Source organism: Johannesbaptistia floridana (assembly GCF_057440575.1).
Genome location: NZ_JALKVM010000262.1, coordinates 18,009 through 39,919, shown reverse-complemented (window position 1 = coordinate 39,919; position 21,911 = coordinate 18,009). Strand labels below are relative to the sequence as shown.

15 protein-coding genes are annotated in these 21,911 nt (G+C 36.2%); 10 read left to right on the top strand and 5 right to left on the bottom strand.

Annotated features, from left to right (window positions below; translation table 11 throughout):
• Positions 1-222: 222 nt before the first annotated feature.
• Entirely contained in the window at positions 223-1,500 is a 1,278-nt protein-coding gene (locus MW688_RS16475) for a lipopolysaccharide biosynthesis protein (RefSeq protein WP_486737102.1), read from the bottom strand.
• Positions 1,484-3,550 (bottom strand): GumC family protein, encoded by a 2,067-nt coding sequence (locus MW688_RS16470; protein ID WP_486737101.1) that lies wholly within the window; start codon positions 3,548-3,550, stop codon positions 1,484-1,486. The genes MW688_RS16475 and MW688_RS16470 overlap by 17 nt, the downstream gene beginning before the upstream one ends.
• Positions 3,551-3,939: 389 nt before the next feature.
• On the opposite strand from MW688_RS16470, the gene MW688_RS16465 reads away from it, so the two are divergent.
• The 5 genes from MW688_RS16465 to MW688_RS16445 all read left to right on the top strand — a co-directional run bounded on the left by MW688_RS16465 (position 3,940) and on the right by MW688_RS16445 (position 10,491).
• Positions 3,940-5,178 carry a glycosyltransferase family 4 protein gene (locus tag MW688_RS16465; protein WP_486737100.1) on the top strand — a complete coding sequence of 413 codons (1,239 nt, stop codon included), beginning with the start codon at positions 3,940-3,942 and terminating at the stop codon, positions 5,176-5,178.
• Between the two features lie 633 nt (positions 5,179-5,811).
• Entirely contained in the window at positions 5,812-6,894 is a 1,083-nt protein-coding gene (bchI, locus tag MW688_RS16460; RefSeq protein ID WP_486737099.1) for a magnesium chelatase ATPase subunit I, read from the top strand.
• Between the two features lie 35 nt (positions 6,895-6,929).
• Positions 6,930-7,727 carry an ABC transporter ATP-binding protein gene (locus tag MW688_RS16455; protein WP_486737098.1) on the top strand — a complete coding sequence of 266 codons (798 nt, stop codon included), beginning with the start codon at positions 6,930-6,932 and terminating at the stop codon, positions 7,725-7,727.
• 28 nt (positions 7,728-7,755) lie between these two features.
• Positions 7,756-9,018 (top strand): MlaD family protein, encoded by a 1,263-nt coding sequence (locus tag MW688_RS16450; protein ID WP_486737097.1) that lies wholly within the window; start codon positions 7,756-7,758, stop codon positions 9,016-9,018.
• 255 nt (positions 9,019-9,273) lie between these two features.
• A complete protein-coding gene (locus MW688_RS16445; protein ID WP_486737096.1) occupies positions 9,274-10,491 on the top strand; it encodes a DUF481 domain-containing protein in 1,218 nt (405 codons plus the stop codon).
• A gap of 313 nt (positions 10,492-10,804) precedes the next feature.
• On the opposite strand, the gene MW688_RS16440 is transcribed toward MW688_RS16445, so the two are convergent.
• Positions 10,805-11,044 (bottom strand): element excision factor XisH family protein, encoded by a 240-nt coding sequence (locus tag MW688_RS16440; RefSeq protein WP_486737095.1) that lies wholly within the window; start codon positions 11,042-11,044, stop codon positions 10,805-10,807.
• A 402-nt stretch (positions 11,045-11,446) separates the two neighbouring features.
• Here MW688_RS16440 and MW688_RS16435 point away from each other — a divergent pair, with 402 nt between their 5' ends.
• Both MW688_RS16435 and MW688_RS16430 read left to right on the top strand, forming a co-directional pair.
• Positions 11,447-15,607: an endonuclease/exonuclease/phosphatase family protein gene (locus tag MW688_RS16435; RefSeq protein WP_486737094.1), complete on the top strand. Its 4,161-nt coding sequence runs from the start codon at positions 11,447-11,449 to the stop codon at positions 15,605-15,607.
• Positions 15,608-16,092: 485 nt separating this feature from the next.
• Entirely contained in the window at positions 16,093-16,335 is a 243-nt protein-coding gene (locus MW688_RS16430; protein WP_486737093.1) for a TatA/E family twin arginine-targeting protein translocase, read from the top strand.
• On the opposite strand, the gene MW688_RS16425 is transcribed toward MW688_RS16430, so the two are convergent.
• Entirely contained in the window at positions 16,332-17,045 is a 714-nt protein-coding gene (locus MW688_RS16425) for a response regulator transcription factor (RefSeq protein WP_486737092.1), read from the bottom strand. The two genes, MW688_RS16430 and MW688_RS16425, sit on opposite strands and share 4 nt — an antisense overlap.
• Positions 17,046-17,281: 236 nt before the next feature.
• Between MW688_RS16425 and MW688_RS16420 the strand changes: the two genes are divergently transcribed.
• Positions 17,282-17,911 carry a CPP1-like family protein gene (locus MW688_RS16420; protein ID WP_486737091.1) on the top strand — a complete coding sequence of 210 codons (630 nt, stop codon included), beginning with the start codon at positions 17,282-17,284 and terminating at the stop codon, positions 17,909-17,911.
• A gap of 17 nt (positions 17,912-17,928) precedes the next feature.
• Here MW688_RS16420 and MW688_RS16415 read toward each other — a convergent pair whose 3' ends face one another.
• Entirely contained in the window at positions 17,929-18,624 is a 696-nt protein-coding gene (locus MW688_RS16415; RefSeq protein WP_486737090.1) for an HAD family hydrolase, read from the bottom strand.
• Between the two features lie 84 nt (positions 18,625-18,708).
• On the opposite strand from MW688_RS16415, the gene ligA reads away from it, so the two are divergent.
• Both ligA and MW688_RS16405 read left to right on the top strand, forming a co-directional pair.
• Positions 18,709-20,733 carry an NAD-dependent DNA ligase LigA gene (ligA, locus tag MW688_RS16410; RefSeq protein WP_486737089.1) on the top strand — a complete coding sequence of 675 codons (2,025 nt, stop codon included), beginning with the start codon at positions 18,709-18,711 and terminating at the stop codon, positions 20,731-20,733.
• A gap of 233 nt (positions 20,734-20,966) precedes the next feature.
• Entirely contained in the window at positions 20,967-21,899 is a 933-nt protein-coding gene (locus MW688_RS16405) for a LysR family transcriptional regulator (protein ID WP_486737088.1), read from the top strand.
• Positions 21,900-21,911 lie beyond the last annotated feature (12 nt).

Genomic DNA, 21,911 nt, shown 5'->3' with positions numbered 1-21,911 from the left:
CAAGAAACAAAAAGATGATCGCTATTTAAATAATTAGTCCAGGTGAACTAATCAACTAATACTTCCCAAGAGATGGTTGACAAAAGCTACCAATCTATAACTAAAAATCCACCAGTTAAAAGGAATTTTTTCGCTGATGAGCATTATAAAAAATATTTGTAATGTTACATTAAATAGCTGATTTAATTAAATTTACAGAAAAACATTGAAAACATAAAAATTTTAGACAATTTTTAAAGAAAATCCCTTGTACGCTATCCATCCCATCAGTAAGATAGAGGAAATAGCAGAATTTATACTAAATACAAGAACTCCTTGAGTAGAAGACAAATCCAAAAATAACAGTAAAATTATTTGTGTAGCAATTTTAAGGGGAATTTCAAGCCACAGACCATTAATCCATCCTTTTGCTGAATTAATACTCCACATAGTACTACGCAAGTATAACAAAAATCCTAAAGTTATAATTAAAGTTAGCTCTCGTTTCAAGTCAGAATACTGAGGTCCGAGAATCCATAAGATTTGACTTGAGAAAACAAAAGTAATTGAAACTACCAGTAATCCAAATACTATGTTGAAAACAATTAATTGTAAGTAACGTAATTTTAATAAATTCAAATCTTGGCATCTAGAGAAAGCTGGATATACGATATTCGACATAATCGGCTCTATAAGAGAAAAAATCATAATAAAACGACTTAAAGCCCCGATGTTAGCAATATTTTCCACATTACCAAAAATACTAATTAGAAAAACAGTAATTTGGCCCTGAAAAGCATAAAATATGATATTCGGAGAAACATTTTTGACTGTTTTCAAAATATGTTTTCTGTATTCCTGATTAATTGGGCTGTTTATATCTACTTTTTTCCCAATATTTTTTTGCAATAAAAAAGATTGCAAACTAGATGTTATTGTAGATATGATTATTGCGATAAGAGTATTTAGCTGAATCCAGCTAGCTATCAAAATAAGTGTAAATCTGGTAGTAATAACTGTGAAATCTAATTTTTGTAATAGAGAAATTTGAGAATGGAATTGTGGAACTACTTGTAACACTTGAATCTTCAAATAAAAATAAAGCTCAACAATAATCGCTATTGTAATCAAAATTATGTATATCGGTGAAGCATTATTTTTAAGTAACAACCACACTAAAATCGGAGTAATAATTATGGTTGATAGTACAGCAAACAACTGTCGTAATTGCAGAGCCGTATTAATTAATTGACCAAAACGGTAACGATCTTGCCAGACTTTTCCGCTTAGGTTTAGTAAACCAATACCTACACCCAGATTGGCCAAGATATTCATTAACCCTTGCATGGAATTAGAAATGGTAAAAATAGCATACTCTTCTTTACTGAGATTACGCACAATTATGATTCCCGTAATCATCCCCAAGGCTTTCACCAATAATTGAACGGAGAAAAACTTAGAGATGGTCTTGGCCCAATACTTAAATTGCGATCGCCCTTCGTTCTCAGGTTGGTTTGTCATTTTTAGATTTATTACTTACACAATTATGCACTAACCCAATTAACGGCAGATTTGATTCAGCTATAATCTCTTGGCTATTTTTTACCTCGGTTTGAGTTAAATTACCCAAGCGAGCAACCATTAAGATTCCATCCACCATTTTCCCTAAAATTGGTACTTCTGCCGACTTGGCGATCGCCCCTGAATCTATGATTACTAAATCGTAATTCTCCCGACCATATTTTAATAACTCACGCATCCTTTCAGATCCCAATAAATTGAGAGGATTAGATACTAGTTTTTCCGCGGCTAAAACATCTAAATTCTTCACTTTAGAAATAATCAACCGAGGAATTGAGGCAAGATCAGAACTCCCCTTTAAAAAACTCACCAAACCTGATTCTTTTTGAGTATTCCAAATCTGAGACTGAGATGGATTACGTAACTGAGCTTCAATCAACAATACTCTCAATCCCAACTCAGCCCCCACTAAACCTAAATTAGCAGCTACAGTCGATTTTCCTTCCTGGGGTATCGTACTAGACACTAAAATGGTTTTCGGGGTCTCTTGTGCTAAATTACTGCGGGTAAAAAGAATCCTAAAAGCTTCACTCACCTCTGAAGTCGGTGAATTCAATAGAGGAAGCTGACTATTTTGGTCATTTTTTTCGATATTAGTTTGAGAAAACTGAGGAATTGCCGCTAACACAGGAGACTTAAATACTCTTTGAACATCTTTGATATCATAAATCTTGTTATCCAATTTATCGACAATAAAGGCACTTAACCAAGCCAATACAATACCTGTGCCTAAAGTTTGCCAAAGTATTAATCCTCTTGTGTTATGTGTAGATTCTTGAGGTACTTCTGCGTATTGAATTAACTCTAAATTAGTTGGTTGCCTATTCAGAGATACTTGAATTTCCTGATTATTTTGGATGAGATTATTAAGAATTTGCTCTCTTGCGGCAACTTCACGCTCTAACTGTTTTTGTTGAAACTCAAGCTCTGGTATCTCATTAATTCTTTCTTTGTAAGAAGCATTAAGTTCTTCTAGAGATTGTAATCTTTGTTCTAAAGCTTGTATTCTTCGCTGAGTCTCCCAATACTGTTGTACTAATTGTTTTTGAATCGCTCCAGGTTGAAGAATTTGATCTACATCATTAAACTGACTAATCTGACGCTCATCACCCACAAACACCTTGTTTACATATTCTCGTAATTGCTGACGTTGAACTTCTGCTTGTTTCTTTAAGCTCAAAACTTGGGGATGATTTTCTCCAAAACGTATTTTTTCTTTGTCTATTTCATTTTGTAGCCTTTGCAGTTCCTCTAACATAGAGGCGGCTAGGGGAGACTCACTGATAAAAGTTGAGAAAATTGCCTCTTGAGAATTATTAGTTCCAAAAACCTCCTGCAAAGACTGTAACTCTGTTCTTGCTGTAGCTAATTCAACATTGATGCTATCTATTTCTTCGTCTAGTTGATTGATGGTAGAAGTCAGATCACTTGATTCTGTATTGATATCTAGAATGCGATTTTTTTGCTTAAAAGATTTTAATTCTTCCGCCGCTAATCTTAATTCCTCTTGACTCTTAGGTATTTGACTTTCTAGAAACTGCTGGAATGACAAGTTTTCTGACAAAACTGCCTGTTTAGCTAGACCCACATAGCTTTCCATCCAAGCATTCAAAACTTGTGCTGCTTCTTCAGGGTTATATGAAGTATAAGAAAATTCTAAAATAGATGTGTCTTGAGGATTAACTACATCAAAGTTATTTAGCAAGGTAGAAGCTTTAGTATCCATATTCAGTTCTTTAATCACTACCCTAGCTAAATTTTCCGATTCAATAATTGCCATTTCATTGGATAAATTGCTTCCAATTTGGTTTTTAGCTTGATTCGGATAAGATAGAGAGTCTGGTGATACTAAAATACGTCCCTTTGCCCTGTATTGAGGTTGTTGTCTGATAGAGCTGATGAACCCAATAATCAAAATAGTTAAGAAAACATTAAGAGCGATGGGCCATCGTCTTTTCAAGATTCTTATATAGTTTAATAGTTCTTCCATAACTTGATCATTGTTGTATGTTTAATATATTAATCTTTTGTTTGATATTATAGTTGATAAAATTTATTTTGCCACAAAAATATTTATCAAACCAATATATTGCCAAAAGGCTTTATCTTAATTATTTATCAGCGTTTTTACTGATGTAAGATGAAGTAGAAATTTATAAAATAAAAGATATATAATGTATTTAAAATTGGTAATTTTCTAGTCCACTGTATTTTATCGGTTTGCCTTAGAGTTAGTGTGGAGCCAATGACCTCCACCTGCCTCGCGATTATAGAGGAGTGCTGCTAGTTTTCGTTGAAAAAAAAGATAAAATTTGCGGCTATCAACCGAATAATGGACAAACCTCTATTACAATAACTACTTTTTACACAAACAAAAAAATGAAAAATCAACTTAAATCTAAATTATTAATCGTTACACAGTTTTTTCCTCCTGATTACGCAGCTACAGGCCAACTGATTTATGAATTATGCTTAGATTTAAGTAAAAAACTCTTAAATGTTGAAGTTTTCACTTCAAAACCTCACTATGCTTTCGATGCCAAGAATTCTTCTGTACCTTCTCGGGAAATGATTGAGGAAGTTATGGTAAAAAGGAGTAATAAATTAAGTTTTTTTTACAAAAGAATCCGTATAAAAGCATTTGCTTCTCTTGTCTTCTTTTTACAAGCTTTTTTTTATACAATTGTCAATGGACGCCGACAAGACTTAATTTTGTTCACGAGTGCGCCACCATTCTTACCCTGGTTAGGTTTAATAACTAATTACCTCTTCGGAACTAAATACATTTGTCTTATTTATGATGTATATCCAGAAATTATCACTACACTCAATGTATTACCAGAAAGCAATTTAATAATTAAACTATGGCGAAAAATTAATCTTTTAACTTGGGCTCGCTCTAGCCAAATAATTGTCCTAGACTCTTGCATGGAAAAAAGAATAGCAGAAATATATCCAGAAGGAAGTCACAAAATTAGTATTATTCACAATTGGTCAGATGAAAAGAATATAGTACCTAGATCCAAACAAGATAACTGGTTCGCTAAAAAGTACAATTTAGTTGACCAATTTACCGTAATTTATTCTGGTAACATGGGACGCTGTCACGATATGCAAACAATTGTAGAAGCAGCAATACATCTTAAGTCGCAACCGATCAAGTTTTTAATGATTGGTAATGGTGCTCAATATGAATATATTGAAGCAAAAATTACCGAATTTCAATTAAATAATATTATACTGCTTCCTTATCAAGATAAAGAAGTTTTACCTTACTCTCTAACGGCAGGAGATCTAACTTTAATTTGCATAAAAGAAAATGTAGTAGGCTTAGTTTCTCCCAGTAAGATATACAGTTGTCTAGCAGCAGGACTTCCTATCGCCACAATTTCTCCCGAGGGATCATTTTTGTGTTCATTAGTAGAAGATGCTAAATGTGGCAAAAACTTAAACAATGGAGACAGCAAAGGTTTAGCTAATTTTATTATGTGTTTAAGTAATGATCAAGAATTATCTAAACAAATGGGTAAAGCTAGTAGAGACTATTTGCTCTCTAATTTTAAAAAGGAAATTGCCATCAATAAATACTACAAAGTTATGGCAGAAAATTTAGTTTGAGTGAACTAATCGGCATTATCCTCTAACTTAGAGATTGCACCTTCTGAATCCACCAGTAAATGCTATCCTTTATAAGCAACTCACCAAACCCTTGTATAGCAGGGAGCTTCTGAGCAGGGAGCACCGGAGCACCGGAGCACCGGAGCACCGGAGCAGGGAGCAGGGAGAGGGGTTTTAAGTAAAATTACTTAATTTGCCAAATAATGTATTTGTTTATACATTATTTTCTTAAACAAAATCTGAAAAAGCACTCACTCACAAGTTGGTGTTTTTGTCAAGTTTTATGTTAAGAAAGATGTTTATAAAGCATAGCAGTAAATGAGGCAGGGCTGTTTCGTTCTAAAATTTTGTCGTAAGCTAGAAGCTAGACACCACAAAAGTTGACGCTCTTTTTAGCTATTATTAGAAAAAAGGTGATTTATTATTAGCAAAAAATCCCCTCTGTTGAAGCTCCCGTGCTCCGGTGCTCCCTGCTCCTCCTCACCATTTTCTTTGTCAAGAATGAAACAGCCCTGGTAAATGAGGGGGTTTTGATGGAAGATCTGAGTTGAGTTTGAACGTCATGGCCCTAAGAAGGCAAGCAATATGGCAAAATGAAAGATGAAAAGTTAGCAAAAAGTTAAAAAAAACAACATGACAGCTACTATAGCAGCACAAAAGAAAACTCGCCGCTTAGTCTTTCCGTTTACAGCAATTGTCGGACAAGAAGAAATGAAACTAGCCTTGCTGCTTAACGTCATTGATCCTAAAATAGGGGGAGTGATGATTATGGGAGATCGCGGCACAGGGAAATCTACCACTATTCGTGCTTTAGCTGATTTACTACCAGAAATCCAAATAGTTGAAGGAGATGCCTTTAATTCAGATCCCGAAAATGCCGAATTAATGAGTGATGAAGTGAGAGAAAAAGTTGAACAAGAAATTCCTCTAAACATCACGAGAAAAAAAGTCCCAATGATTGACCTACCCCTAGGAGCCACCGAAGACCGAGTTTGCGGTACCATAGATATAGAAAAAGCCCTTTCAGAAGGAATCAAAGCCTTTGAACCAGGACTACTCGCCAAAGCTAATCGTGGTATTCTTTACGTAGATGAGGTAAACCTCCTAGATGACCACCTCGTAGATGTGTTGCTTGATTCGGCCGCTAGTGGCTGGAATACTGTAGAAAGAGAAGGTATATCTATACGTCACCCAGCACGCTTCGTTCTAGTAGGTTCCGGCAACCCAGAAGAAGGGGAATTACGCCCTCAACTCCTAGACCGCTTCGGTATGCACGCAGAAATTCGCACAGTCAAAACCCCAGATTTACGAGTACAAATCGTTGAACAAAGATCAGCTTTTGACCAATCTCCAGAAGAATTCACAGAGAAACATAAAACAGAGCAAACAAAACTACAAGAAAAAATAGTAAAAGCGCAAGAAATATTACCGAAAGTCAATTTAGAATACGAACTAAGAGTAAAAATTTCTGAAGTGTGCTCGGAACTAGACGTAGATGGCTTAAGAGGAGATATAGTAACAAATAGAGCAGCTAAGGCAATAGCCGCCTTAGAAGGGCGCACAGAAGTAACTGTAAATGACATTAAACGAGTAATCACCCTGTGTTTACGTCATCGACTACGAAAAGATCCCCTAGAATCAATAGACTCAGGATATAAAGTACAAAAAGTATTTGCTCAAGTATTTGGAGTAGAAATTGCCGAAGAAGATACTTAAAGGCAGTAGTTATCGTGATTAAAGATTAACAAGTTATGACTGAATCTAGTTTCTGTGGAAATGAACCCCTAGTTGAACTAAAAGGAGCTTACAAAAGTTTCGGTGATAACGTCATCCTTGATGATGTGGATTTAACAATCTACCGAGGAGAGGCCCTCTCAATTATTGGTCCCTCTGGTACAGGAAAATCAACAATCTTACGCATTATCGCCGGATTACTTCCTTTAGATAAAGGGAAAGTATATATCAAAGGGAAAGAAAGAAAAGGCTTAGTTGAAGACGGCGCTAACTCCATCACCATGAGTTTAGTTTTCCAACAGGCAGCACTTTTTGATTCCTTAACAGTAGGAGAAAATGTGGGTTTCCTACTTTACGAACATTCTCGTTTATCTAGAAAAGAAATCGATAAACTTGTGGAAGAAAAGTTACAGTTAGTTGGACTAGGCAAGATTAGTCATCAGTATCCCGCCGAATTATCCGGTGGGATGCGCAAAAGAGTCAGTTTTGCTCGCGCCATTATGTCTAACCCGAAAAACCCCTCTGGTAATCCCGAAATAATTCTCTATGATGAACCGACAGCAGGTTTAGATCCCATTGCTTCTACAGTCATAGAAGATTTAGTCAGAGAATTACATGGTGCATCAGCGTGCAGTACTTATGTAATGGTTTCTCACCAAGAAAGTACAATTAGAAGAACATCAGACCGGATTATATTTTTATATAAAGGAAAAATTCAGTGGCAAGGAACTTACGCCGAAATAAAAGAAACAGATAACCCAGTAGTGCGACAATTTTGCAGCGCCAGCAAAATTGGACCAATCCAAGTACAGTAAAGGAAACAATAACCAGGGGAAATGAATAATGCGATCGCGATTACACAGAGAAGGTTCTGTAGGTTTAATGATTATAGCAGGAGTGGTAACCCTTTTAGGAGCTTTTTTATGGATACGGAACTTCCAATTCGGTGAACGTAACTACCGAATAACCGTCAACTTTCCCGAAGCCACAGGAATTATAGAAGGAAGTACAGTGCTTTATCGTGGTGTAGAAGTAGGAAGAGTTACAGAACTTAAAGCCCAAGCTAATGGGGTAGAAGCCCAATTACAAATATCCCCCACAACTCTAAGAATGCCTCCAGAATTGACTATTGAACCAAGTCGCTTCGGTTTAATCGGTGAGGCGGTAGTGAATATTACCCCTAATCAACCAGTTTCTGACGATATCGGTTCCATGACAGCAGTTAGTGAAAACTGTGATTCCCAAATAATTGTCTGCAATGAAGATACTCTTCAAGGGGAATCACAGGGAGAGTTACTAGCTAATTTATCTCGTATGGGAGAATTATACAGCGATCCAGAATTTTATGAAACTATGGTTAATTCCCTGAAAAATTTATCCAAAGCTGGTGATTCTATAGATAGCTTAACTAAAGATATCTCCCGACTTACTTATACTCTAGAAACAGAATTAAGAAACTTCACTGCAAATACAGATGAAATCACCGCAGAAATTGTAGAAGTATCTCAAGATATTAGAGTATTATCATCTGAATTGACCTCAGTAAGTGAAGAAATTAATGGTTTAATTACCGCTAATCGCGATAATATTCAGACAACCGTGAATAATATTAATGAGGCGAGTTATGAGTTAAGCCAATTACTAACAGAAGCTAGACCAGCCATTGCTAGAGTTAATACTATCTTAGAAAATAGCGATCCTCAGCCATTATTAGAAAATCTCGAAACTCTCACCGCCGAGTTAACTGAATTTACTAATCAACTCAATAGCGATACCAATATCTTAACAATTCAACAAACTTTAGACTCCGCTAGAGCAACTTTTGCCAATGTAGAAAAAATTACCGCAGACATTGACCAACTAACTGGAGACCCCGAGTTTCGTACCAATGTGAGAAAATTAGTCAATGGTTTAAGTGATTTAATCTCCTCTACAGAAACACTAGAACAACAAGTACAAACAGCAGCTGCTTTAAACTCCATAACCAAAAAAGTAGAACAACAACTACAGGTAATGGAATCAGTATCTATCGAATCCTCTGAAACTGACAATACCCCTCAACCAACACTATCTAAAACTAGAGAAAAAACCCACTCTGACAAATAAACCTACATTCTCAACTTTCCTACTTCTGATATCAAGTAGAAAAAAACTATTACAAATATAACCAACTATTAAAAACAATTTAAAAACTTGAAAGCTATACTAAGACTGCCTCAAAGCGATAACCTTGATACCTCATCAGTTTAAGAATTCCTCTAAAAAGTTTAAATAAGTCAAGTTTTGTGACTACATAATTCTGTCACTATGATAAGCTAAGGGAAAAATTTGCAGAATTCTCTTAGAATAGGCATAAAAATCATGAAGACTAAACTATCTAATTATTGCTATATCTGTTTAACAGTTATCAATTTATTTAGTATGACTCCAGTTTTATCTGAAACTATAGATAATTCACCATCACCCCCCCTTAATCAAGAAATACTTGATGACTCTCTAGAATTAATTGAACAAATAGAAGATGCAGAAGTAAAAACTCAGATGCTACTTAATGCAGCAAGAAGATATTACCAGGCAGAGGAATCAGAAATAACTATACAACTACTCAATAAAGCTTTAGAGTCAAGCCAAGGAATAGTAAAACCAACATCGCAGATTTTCTTAATGATGGATATAGCGATGTTATACGCAGAATTAGAAGATTTAAATCAAACAGCAATCATCTTAGACGAAGTTTACGGAAAAATCCAACAACTAACAGATACTTCACTCAAAGCTACTCTACTTATTGATTTAGCAAATAATTATCATCAAATTGGTAATTCAGAAGCTGCCGAAACAATCCTCACAGAAGCAGAAACAGTAGTTACAGAAGCCAAAAATCCCCCTCCTAGCTTTCCTTTTCAACCTTTGCCTTTCCAGGGATCTATTAGACTAGGAACTAATCTATTTTTTGCTAGAGATAACCTGGCTAATGTTAATTTTAGGGTTGATGGTACCAAAAGATGGGCAAGAGATGAACTAGACTTTTACTTCAGATTTTTCAATAGCTTCGATGATAGTAGACCCTCAGGGGATGAAAATAGATTAATATTAGACTCAGTAGCTGAATATAAACGCTACCTCAATGCTAGACAATTCTTGTTTTTAAATCTAGGATATCTTCAAGACGATTTTAGCGATATAGATAACAGATTGAGTTACTTCACTGGCATAGGTTTGAATCTGTGGAGAGGCGCTAGTGAAAACGAAAAATTAGATATGCAGTTTGGTATCGGCGATTTATTTCAAAATTCTAATATCAGAAATCAAGAGGCTGGTTTTCCTGTTTTTCAATACGCTATTGTCTACAGAGATTTATTTTTTATCGATTGGCAATTTGAACAGTTTTTTATTTTAGAACTTCCTGTGAGGAATACTGCTAATTATTTGATTGATTCTGTTACTAGACTCAGTATTCCAGCTATTTATAACTGGTATGTGTTTACTTCTTTAGATTTTAGATATGTTGGCATTGCTAGTCCTGATAATCCTAATTTGGAAACTCGTTTTATTACAGGTATAGAATATAATTTTTAGCGGGGGCGATCGCCTTTAAATGAGTTTTGAAGTAATGAGTTTTGAAGTAATGAGTTTTGAAGTAAGAAGTTTTGAAGTAAGAAGTTTTGAAGTAATGAGTTAAAGAAGTAATTAGTTAAAGAAGTCTTGAAGTAAGAAGTTTTGAAGTAATGAGTTAAAGAATTAATGCGATCGCGCTTAAAAATTGATACTTTTAAAACCTTGTTTTTAGCATAATTGAGTCTGTAGAACCATTTTTTCCGATACTGTTTTAACCAATAGCAAAGCCCGTATATTGGGGAACTTCAGGAGGAGATTATTTGTCGATATTGTTCTAATGAAGCCATTGAATAATCTCCTGTTTTTCTATTTGAATAACAATTAAAAGTAGATTATTTTTGCGCTTAATTAAATCACCAAAAGCTTCCGCAAATATATCTTTAAAAGCTTTTTGCGCGATCGCCAGATCTAGTTTTCTTTCTGGCTCTACTTCTTCTAAAATATTTCTATAAATAATATATTGTCCTACGGCTTTTTCTAAATCATTAACTTGAGAAATCCCTAAAAAACTCATTACTCATTACTCATTACTCATTACTCATTACTTCATGATTCATTCTACAGCAGAAAGTGTTTCTGGAGAGCCCTGCTTGAGAGTGGTTGAAAACCGGAGTTGTGATCATAACTAAATCTTAACCGCACCATAATTTTTTCTTAAACTAAGCTTGCTATAAGTATATAGAGTAAATTACTATAATTAGCACCCAAACTTATCAAAAATTATTGTCAACACTTGAGTAAGAGATTAGAAATATAGATTTTAGCCTTAATCAAGAAAAGGAAAAGGCAATAAGTAAATCTCTATACTACTCTGATTTGATTAATGGGTTTTATTATAGTCAGCTAAAAAAAAAGTTTGAATATTGGATTAAGCCTTCGAGAAGGCAATTAATTATCTTAGGAGCAAAAAACGTCAATGACAACTCAGGAACCAGCTTTAAATAACACTCAATCTACCTCCGATTCAATTAGATTTATGACCTTCAATAGTGCTTTATCTGATAGACGCACCGAAGAAGGTCAACTAATAGAGATTCTCAGTGAACCAGGTTATGAACTTGCTGCCAATGATGCCGCGATTATCCAGCATCTTCGTCCTGATGTATTAGTGCTTCAAGAATTTGATTATGATCCCAATGGAGAAGGAATCGCCTTATTTCAAGAAAACTATCTAGAAGTTGCTCAGGAAAAAGAAGGGTTTGAATTAGACCCAATTGAATATGAATATGTTTATATTCCTACTACCAACACAGGGGAATTAGCACCAGTAGATTTAAACAACGATGGTCAGATTAGTTTACCTAATGATGGCTTTGGCTTTGGGAATTTTCCAGGTCAATTTGGTATGGTAATACTTTCCCAACATGAAATTGATGTAGACAATATTCGCACTTTTCAAGAGTTTCTCTGGAAAGATATGCCTGGTGGTTATATTCAAAGCAACACAGGCGCAGAAGGCACAGAACCTTTAGATGAATATTATTCTCCAGAAGCTATAGAGGTGTTGCGCTTATCTTCTAAAAACCACGTTGATGTACCAATTATAGTGGATGGAGAAACTATCCACGTTTTAGCAAGTCATCCCACTCCTCCGGTTTTTGATGGAGCAGAAAAACGTAATCTAAAACGCAACAATGATGAGATTCGTCTTTGGGCAGATTATATAGCCGGGGGAGACCGCGATGACTATATATATGACGATAACGGCAACTTTGGCGGCCTAGAAGAAGGAGCTAAATTTGTAATGATGGGGGATCAAAACGCCGATCCCATAGATGGAGACTCTGATAAAGGGGATCCTACTCTAGGACGTGGGGCAATCAATCAAATTCTGATTGAACCTAATATTAATACTAAAGCTACTCCCTTTGGCGCAGGTGGTGTAGAAACTGCTTTCTTAAATAAAGAGGACAATCCTTCAGCTTTTAATCAAAAAGGTAATCCAGGGTACGATACCTCCCTATTTGGTTTACGAGTAGATTATGTTCTACCCTCAGAAGATTTAGAAATTACCAGTCTGGGGACTTTTTATCCAGACAGTGAAGACCCTCTAAATAGAGATGTATTCTTACCCGAGGGTAGTTTTGAAACTGAAAACGCTAGAGATGGATTTGACTTCAGAAGTTCAGATCACCGAGCGGTTTTTGTAGACGTAGATATAGACGGCGAAAGTAGTGAAGAGATATTCAAAGTTAACCTCTTCCATCAATCAGACCAAGAAGGCTTCGCGGCAGCTCCCCAAGATGCTAACCGCAATGGAGCAGTAATGAATCGTTTGTTATCCTATAACGATAATCCCAGTATTTTTATCAACTCAGGTGACTTGTGGATTGCTGGACTATATCTAGATGCAAGTGCGGCATTATTTGGATTAAATGGTTCAGGACAAGTAATGATTAACAATTACTTAAACTGGCAAACCACAACTTGGGGTAACCACGAGTTTGATATTCCTACAGATGAAGTGGCCGCAGCTATTACTGCTAATCCTGATTTACTGATTGGTTTAAATAATGCTTTTGTTCCCCTTCAAGAAGATTATGTAACCTCCGCCTCAGGACGTACAGATAATTCCTTGAATATTTCCTTAGAAGCAGGCGAGTTACGTATTCATGGTTTTGTAAATGATTTGAGCACTCCTCTAGAGGAAATTTATCTCTACAACGAAGCAGCAGAAACAATAGTCGCACCCCTTGAGGTTAGTGTTACGGAAGATCAACTTTCAGCATACTTCCAAGGCGTAATTCCTGTAGACGAGGATTTACAAGCAGCTATAGACAGTGGAGAGGTTTCTGTCAATGTGTCTACGGAAAATTATTCTGAAGGAGAAGTCAAATCAGTACTAAATTTTGACCGAAGTTATCCTGGTACTGCTTTTCCCTACATGAGTAGTAATATGGATTTTGCCGCAGATCCGAATTTAGGTCCTCTCCAGGTAGAAGGATTGCGCCCAGCTATGGGGTTAGAAAACAAAACTACCATGGATCCTTTATATATAGATGCGGGAGGAGAAACCTTTGCTGTGGTAGCTGCTACTACTCCTACTATGCCAACTTTAGCCTCTAACTCTGTGGCAAACGGTGGGGTAGTTACTCCCGAGAATTGGGTTGCTGATGAAGATGGTTTTGATGATTTAGCAGCTTTGATTCAAGAGCAAGTGGATCGGGCGATCGCCGGAGAAGACCAAGTTTTAGGCACAGAAGATGATGTCAATAAAGTGGTTGTTGCCACTCACATGCAGAGAATTAACATTGATATCGAAGAATTAGTCCCTCGTTTACAAGGTGTGGATGTTTACATCGCTGGTGGATCTAATACTATTTTCCAAAACCCCGCCAATCCTCTCTATCCTGGTGATGAGTATCAAATTGAATTCTATCCTCTGCTTTTAGAAGGCGCTGATGGATTACCCACTGCCGTGGTTAACACTGATATGAATCATGAATATCTGGGTTATCTACAGTTAGAATTTAATTCTGATGGTGTGATTGTTAATGATTTCAACGGTGATGGTGTCTATAACTTTGGTAGCGATGACGATTTTGATATAAGTGTGAGTCGTGCTTATCCTGGTGACATTAGCCAAGTTGAAGATCTCAACGCTACTAACCTATATGATTCTCGCATTGATAATTTAGCAACGGCATTAAGTGCCCAAATGAATGACAAAGAATCTCGCTGGTATGGTATCAGTGATGAATTCTTAAATGGACAAAGACTTGGAGGAGGCTTCGATGGAGTCCGCAACCAAGAAACCAATCTCGCTAACCTGATTCATGATAGTTACCTTTGGTACGCTAGTTTTTGGGAAGATGATGTGGTTTTCTCCATGAGTAATGGCAGTGGTATTCGTGCTTCCATTGGACAAATTTTACCCGATGGCACTCGTATTCCTAATAATGCTAATGATGCTGTCGGTAAACCAGAGGGAGGTATCAGCCAAGCTGATATAGAGAGTGCTTTAGCATTTAATAATAGTATTGCTTTGATTGATATCACTGGTGAACAACTTAAAACTGCTTTAGAATCTATTGATGGATTGGGAGAAGGTGATGGTGATAATGGCGCCTATCAAATTGGTGGTTTTGCCTACTCATTCGATCCTAGTCAGCCAGAAGGGATGCGAGTGATTAATGCTCGTTTCCTAGAAGAAGATGGCAGTTTAGGTGATTTCATCATCAAAGATGGTGAAGTTATGACGGGAGACGAAGTTTTCCGCATGGCTACACTAGGTTTTAATGCTAGTCGCATCTTTAGCTTTATTGAAGAGCAAAATCGTGTTAATCTCGATCCTGGAGACCCTCAAAATTCTACAGGGGGAATTGTTGCGGAAACCCCAACGGATCTTCCTAACAATGCTGAAGTATTCCGAGATGGATCCCAGCAGGATTCCTTGGCAGAGTATCTATATCAATTCTCTCGTAATGGAACTGATGATACATCAGATGATATCCCCCTAGGTTCTCCTGATACTACTAGAGAAGAAGATGAGCGGATTCAAATTCTCTCTTATCGTGAAGATACTTTAGCAGAAGGAATAGTAGAACCAGAAACACCCTCAGTTATTTTTGGTACACCAGGAGATGATTTATTTGACAGCGCTATTCCCGATGAGAAAATGTTTGTTGGTGCTGGTCAAATTCTCTTTACAGGAAGTGGCAATGATACTGTTGATAGCAGTTTAGCAGAAGGCGGTAACCGCATTGAATTAGGTTCTGGAGATGATCTTATTTTTGCAGGTAGTGGCGATCGCATCCTGGCTGGTTCTGGAGATGATATTCTTTTCCTTAGTCAAGGTGACGGCGACAATGTTGTTACAGGAGGTGATGGTCAAGATCAATTCTGGCTTCTCACTGATTCTGAGGATATGCCTGAAATGGCTCAAACCATCACTGACTTTGTCTCAGGCGAAGACGTGATGGGATTTGGTGCTACTGACTTAGGGTTTGAGGATTTAAATATTACTTCTGATAGTGGTAGTACTATAATTAGTATCACAGAAACGAACCAAGAATTAGCAATTCTTCTCAATACTGAAGCAGATACAATTGGGGAGTCTAGTTTTGTTTTTGCTTAATTTGTTCAATTCCCTCTTCTCGGTTTTTTCTTTAGTTTAATTTAAGTATAAAGTACCTCAACTAATTGCTCGCAATCTAGTTGAGGTTTTTTGCTCAGTATTTGTCTTTCAAAAACCTATAGCAACTCGCCTTGTAGATGTTTACAACTGTGATAAAAAGCCCCCCGAGGTTACCTCGGGGGGCTTTTCATGATAACTGTAAACATCTATTTGCTCATTGCTATAGTACAATAGTACTGGTGCTTTGCTCTAAGACAAGGGAGAATCAATTTTTAAGCGCGATCGCATTAATTCTTTAACTCATTACTTAAAGACGTAAAGACTTCAAAACTTCTTACTTCACGACTTCTTACTCGTTACTCATTACTCATTACTCATTACTCATAATTCATCCACAACCAGTAACATTAGGTAAAGATGCAAGAGCTGAGTCTAAGTTCGCTAAAATATAAAAATAGTATATTATCTAGTATCTAGGATCATTTATGAATATATTTGGCATTGGTTTACCTGAGATGGCTTTAATTTTAACTATTGCATTGCTGGTTTTTGGCCCCAAAAAACTACCTGAAATTGGCCAAAGTTTAGGAAAAGCGATTAGAGGTTTTCAAGAAGCATCCCGAGAATTTGAAACAGAATTTAAAAAAGAGGCAAAGCAGTTAGAAGAATCAGTACAAATGAAAGCACAACTTGAAAAAGAACCTGAAAAGGAAACTAAGGATAGTTAATCGTTTGAGTCAAGCTGAGGATTGAATTTATAACCTACTCCTCTTACGGTATCAATTAAATAAGGGCCTTTAGCGTCTACTTCTATTTTACGTCGAATTTGACCAATATGTACGTCTACAACTCGTTCAATTCCTACATGATTATAATTCCAAACATTTTTGAGTAATTCTTGGCGACTCCAAGCCTTTTGAGGAAACTTAGCTAGGAAGTGTAAAAGTTTAAATTCTAAATTAGTTAAGTTAATTAATTGGTCATCGACTTTAACCTCCTGAGTCAGGGGATTAATAGTAAGATTTTTAAAAACTAATATTTCTTCTTCAGGATTGGTCCTGCTTATACGACTCCGTCTGAGAATAGCTTTGATTCTAAAATATAATTCATCAATATCGCAAGGCTTAATCAAATAATCATCAGCGCCTTTGAGAAAACCTTGATGCTTATCAGTTTTTTCACTTCTGTTGGTAAGCATAAGGATGTACACATCTCGGCGCTGCTGCATTTCTTCACAGAGATTGTATCCTAAATAATCCGGCAAATTAACATCTAAAATAACCAAATCAGGTATAAACTCATCAAAAAATTTAAGAGCAGTTTCTCCATCATAAGCTTCTTTAACTTGATAATTCTTTTGACTCAGAGAACGTGAAATGAACTGACAAGTGGATATATCATCATCTACAACTAGAATTTTAGCGAGTACCACACCCATGGTTTTTATTTTATAAGGACTATGAATTTAAATAAACGAGCCATAAGACCGATTATAATTTGAAATAAATTTTACCATTAGAGATTTAAGAAAACAGTAAAACGAAGAGAAGCATTTTCATCTCACTTGCTAGTAATGTTAAACTAGCATCAGTGAAAAACTTTATTGATTTGCTCCTCTAGTTAACAATTGTTAAGAACTGTTACACAAAAATAATCAAAGGAGGTTAGTGATTAATGAGCGAACAAAGTCCTTATCAAACACTGGGGGTGTCAGAAAATGCTTCCTTTGAGGAAATTCAAGATGCCAAAAAGCGTCTAACCCAAGAACATCAAAACGACACCAAACTCGTAGATAGAATCGAAGCCGCCTACGATACTATAATAATGGATCGTTTGAGACTCAGACAAGAAGGAAAAATCAAAGTTCCTGATCGCATTCGTTTTCCTGAAAAAACTCTGCCAATTAACTCCAATATAAGTCAAGAAACTCAAAAAAGTGCTCCAGAATGGCTTAAACGGTTATTAGACAATCCCTCTGTACCGGAAATAATTATACCTGGAGCAATATTTTTGACCTTAGCTATAATAACTATTTTAGTAAATACTGAGGAAAGTTCATCGATATCTTTGTTACTTGCCTTTGGCTTTGGAGCTAGTATATACTTTCTCAATAACAAAGAAAAGTTATTTGGCCGAGCTTTTTTGCTATCTTTCATTGGCCTGTGTTTAGGACTAATTATAGGCTACGGCGTAGCTGGCTTAATAATTAACCCAACCAGTACAACTATCATCTTTAACCAAGAACAATTTGCTGCTTTATTTACCTTTTGTATATTTTGGTTAATTAGCAGCTTCTTGCGCTAAAAATTAGGTGCTAAAAATTAGGTCATTGCCGGAATTACGGCAGTGATCAAATCTATAGCTTCGGCTAAATTATTCACAATATAGTCAGGTTGGTATGACTGTAATTGTGGGCGATCGCGAATCCCACAGAGAACGGCAATAACTTTAATATTGTGTGTTTTAGCAGCCACAATATCAGCTTCGGTATCACCTATCATCCAAGTATCAGTAGCTGAAGCCAACTCTCGGATTGCCCTTTCCATCAGCAAAGGTTTATCTTGAACATCGGTAGTCTTGACATAGTCATCACTAAGACAATAACGGCGATTTTCTGGGAAAAAACCCTGTAAGTCATAACGAGAAAAAGCCTCAGCTAATTCTTTTTCACGACGCATCGTCATTACCACTAAATCTGCCCTCATCTTTTGGATTTTCCCTAGGGTTGCCAAAGCATCAGGTTGAATTTGATCATACTTAAGATAGGGAAGAGTATGAACAGTTTGACGGCGTAAACGGGCAAAATTTTGAGCCTGTTGAGAATCTAAACCAGAAATGAGACCAATCTCTTTTTCTGGTACGCGAGACCGCTTAAGTTGCCAAAAATCATCTTTAGATAGTTGTTTAACTGTTTGTTCTGGATATTTAATCTGATCTAAACAGAATTGGTAAACTGTATAGTAGCGATCAGAAACGTCCATAATTGGACCATCAAAATCAGTAATTATTCTTATCATTAGTTAAAGTAAAAAAAAGTGTTAAATTTTCTTTACAAAATAGCTTACCATAGTAAACTTTTATTTGCAGATAGTTAAAAGTCAGTGAATTCTCCCGAAGCAAGATTAAAACAACTGCGTAGTTCCTTACAACAAGCAGCCTACGCCTATTATGTACTAGATACTCCAATCATGGATGACGCGGTATACGATCAACTATATCGAGAATTAGAAAATTTAGAAAAGCAGTATCCTCAAGTAATTACCCCTGATAGTCCCACCCAAAGAGTGGGGGATAAACCAGCGAAGGAATTTACCACTTTTAAACACAATATTCCCCTATACAGTTTAGAAAATGCCTTTGATTTAGATGAGTTAGAAAAATGGTCCCAACGTCTACAGCGTCAAATACAGCCTCAAACAACATCAGAAACCAGAGAATATGTTTGCGAATTAAAAATTGATGGTACAGCCTTAGCGCTAACATACGAAAATGGACTCCTCTCAAAAGGGGTAACCCGAGGAGATGGCAAAACAGGAGAAGATATTACTCAAAATGTCCGTACTATTCAATCTATTCCTTTGCGTCTTAATTTAGAAAACCCTCCCCATATTTTAGAAATTAGAGGAGAAGCATTTTTAGCAATTAAGATATTTAATCAAATTAATGCCCAAAGACAAGCAACTAACCAACCACCCTTCGCCAACCCTCGTAATGCCTCCGCAGGAACTTTACGACAGCTAGATTCTAAAATCGTGGCCGAAAGACGTCTTAGCTTTTTTGCCTATACTCTTCATAACTCTCCTAGCCAGGAAATAAATTCTCAATGGGATTCTTTAGCTATGCTAGAGAGTATGGGTTTTATGGTTAATCCCCACCGAAAACTCTGTCAATCTCTAGAAGAAGTTAGCGCCTACTACCAAGAATGGGAAGTAAAAAGAAAAGATTTACCCTATATGACTGATGGAGTAGTGGTGAAAGTCAATAGCTATTCTCAACAAGCACAATTGGGTTTTACTAACAAATTTCCTCGGTGGGCGATCGCCCTTAAATATCCCCCAGAACGTGCTCCTACTGTAGTCAAAGATATTATAGTAAATGTGGGGAGAACAGGCGCCGTAACTCCCATGGCGGTTATGGAACCAGTACAATTAGGAGGGACAACTGTACAAAGGGCAACTCTCCACAATGCCGACCGTATCGCCGAGTTAGATATTAGAGTGGGAGATACAGTAATTATTCAAAAAGCAGGAGAAATTATTCCCGAAGTTATCAAAGTAATTCCAGAATTAAGACCAGAAACTAGTCATCCCTATCAAATGCCGAGTAACTGTCCTGAGTGTAACTCAAAACTAGTCAGACCAAAATCAGAAGCAGTAACTCGCTGTGTTAATAATTCCTGTCCAGCAATTGTTCGGGGTAGTTTAATACATTGGGCTTCTAATCAAGCTTTAGATATTCAGGGTTTAGGAGAAAAAATAATTATTACCCTGATTAATCAAAATTTAGTCCAGTCTATAGCTGATTTATATAGCCTCAGTGTACCAGAAATAGCCAAATTAGAGCGCTTCGGTGAAAAGTCAGCAACTAAGTTAATTGAGGCAATAGAAGCCTCTAAACAGCAACCCTGGTCAAGGGTACTCTATGGTCTTGGTATTCCTAATGTAGGGTCTGTAACTTCAGAATTAATAGCAGAAAACTTTACCAGTTTAGAAGCATTATCCCAAGCCTCAATAGCAGAAATATCGGGTATTTATGGTATTGGCTTAGATATAGCAAGTGCGATCGCTAATTGGTTTAATCAACCAGAAAATCAAGACTTAATTCAACGTCTCCAGGCTGCGGGATTACAGTTACAATCTACCCGCCAAGTTGAGAAAAACACCTCACCCCAACCTTTAACAGGGAAAACTTTCGTTATTACTGGGACTTTAGATAATTTTACCCGTAGTGAAGCTAAAGCCAAAATAGAGGAAGCAGGAGGAAAAGTGATCACTTCCCTGAGTAAAAAAACAGATTATTTAGTAGTAGGCGCTAATCCTGGTTCAAAAGTTACTAAAGCTGAAGAATTAGGAATAACTCAACTAACAGAAACAGAATTATTAGAATTGTTAAAAATGACCAGTTAAAAAGCATACTCTTCTGAAGATAACTGGCTAATAGCTTTTTCTATTTCTTTTAATTGCTTAGCTTTGCTGATGATTTTTCTTAATTTAAATTAACTAAGATTAATTTACCTTACTTTGATGATTTTAATTCAACTTACCACCTAACAAGAGAATCATTAGTTTCAATTTTATATTGTCGAGTCTAAGGTAACAATGTAAGATTTAGTTAAATATTTGTATATTTAAAGTTAACAATGGATAAATTTAATCGAATTAAAGCTTTTACCCTAGTAGTGGAGACAGGTAGTTTTACGGGTGCGTCTCGTATTATGGGAATATCGCGCTCAGCGGTGAATAAATTAGTATTTAACTTGGAAAATTATCTAGGAGTGCAGTTATTTAACCGTAGTACTAGAAGAGTAACTCCGACTCAAACAGGTATAGCGTTTTATGAGCGTTGTGTAAGCATTTTGTCAGAGTTAGAAGAGGCAGAATTGGCAGTTTCTCAACTACAAGCAGAACCCAAAGGTAATTTAAGAGTTAATGCGCCCATGTCTTTTGGTAAAATTAAACTAGCCTCAGCGATCGCCAATTTTATGGCAAAATATCCCCAACTAAAGGTAGAATTAACCTTAGATGATCGCTTTGTTGACCCAATTGCTGAAGGGTATGATTTAGTAGTTAGAATCACTGAAAAAGTAGAATCATCAAGTTTAATTGTGCATAAATTAGCCACAGTTCAATTAATTATGTGTGCTTCACCAAACTATCTAGAAAAACATGGTAAACCAGAACAACCAGAAGATTTAACTAAGCATTATTGTCTACAATATGGCTATTTGAATGCTTCTAACTATTGGCAGTTAAGCTGTGGAGATGAAGAGACCATGATTAAAATTAAGGGAAGAATGTTTTCTAACAATGGGGAAGTATTAGCCCAAAGTGCAGCCCTAGGTTTAGGAATCACTTTATTACCAGAATTTCTTGTAGCAAACTATTTAAAATCTCAACAACTAACACCAATTCTTTGTGAATATAGACCAGCAGATTTAAATTTATTTTTGCTCTATCCAATTAATCGTCATTTATCAACTAAAGTTAAATTATTAACAGAGTTTTTACAAAATTTATCACCATCAGAATTAGGGGTAACTATTATGGGCAAGTCCCCAATTCTTGAAAATTAATAGAGTTAAATT

Excerpts from the sequence above, each read along its gene's own strand:
- MW688_RS16465 (WP_486737100.1), top strand. The coding sequence starts at position 3,940 with ATGAAAAATCAACTTAAATCTAAATTATTAATCGTTACACAGTTTTTT.
- MW688_RS16440 (WP_486737095.1), bottom strand. The coding sequence starts at position 11,044 with ATGAGTTTTTTAGGGATTTCTCAAGTTAATGATTTAGAAAAAGCCGTA.
- MW688_RS16475 (WP_486737102.1), bottom strand. The coding sequence starts at position 1,500 with ATGACAAACCAACCTGAGAACGAAGGGCGATCGCAATTTAAGTATTGG.
- MW688_RS16450 (WP_486737097.1), top strand. The coding sequence starts at position 7,756 with ATGCGATCGCGATTACACAGAGAAGGTTCTGTAGGTTTAATGATTATA.
- MW688_RS16425 (WP_486737092.1), bottom strand. The coding sequence starts at position 17,045 with ATGGGTGTGGTACTCGCTAAAATTCTAGTTGTAGATGATGATATATCC.
- MW688_RS16435 (WP_486737094.1), top strand. The coding sequence starts at position 11,447 with ATGACAACTCAGGAACCAGCTTTAAATAACACTCAATCTACCTCCGAT.
- MW688_RS16420 (WP_486737091.1), top strand. The coding sequence starts at position 17,282 with ATGAGCGAACAAAGTCCTTATCAAACACTGGGGGTGTCAGAAAATGCT.
- MW688_RS16445 (WP_486737096.1), top strand. The coding sequence starts at position 9,274 with ATGAAGACTAAACTATCTAATTATTGCTATATCTGTTTAACAGTTATC.
- MW688_RS16470 (WP_486737101.1), bottom strand. The coding sequence starts at position 3,550 with ATGGAAGAACTATTAAACTATATAAGAATCTTGAAAAGACGATGGCCC.
- MW688_RS16415 (WP_486737090.1), bottom strand. The coding sequence starts at position 18,624 with ATGATAAGAATAATTACTGATTTTGATGGTCCAATTATGGACGTTTCT.
- MW688_RS16455 (WP_486737098.1), top strand. The coding sequence starts at position 6,930 with ATGACTGAATCTAGTTTCTGTGGAAATGAACCCCTAGTTGAACTAAAA.
- MW688_RS16405 (WP_486737088.1), top strand. The coding sequence starts at position 20,967 with ATGGATAAATTTAATCGAATTAAAGCTTTTACCCTAGTAGTGGAGACA.
- bchI (WP_486737099.1), top strand. The coding sequence starts at position 5,812 with ATGACAGCTACTATAGCAGCACAAAAGAAAACTCGCCGCTTAGTCTTT.
- MW688_RS16430 (WP_486737093.1), top strand. The coding sequence starts at position 16,093 with ATGAATATATTTGGCATTGGTTTACCTGAGATGGCTTTAATTTTAACT.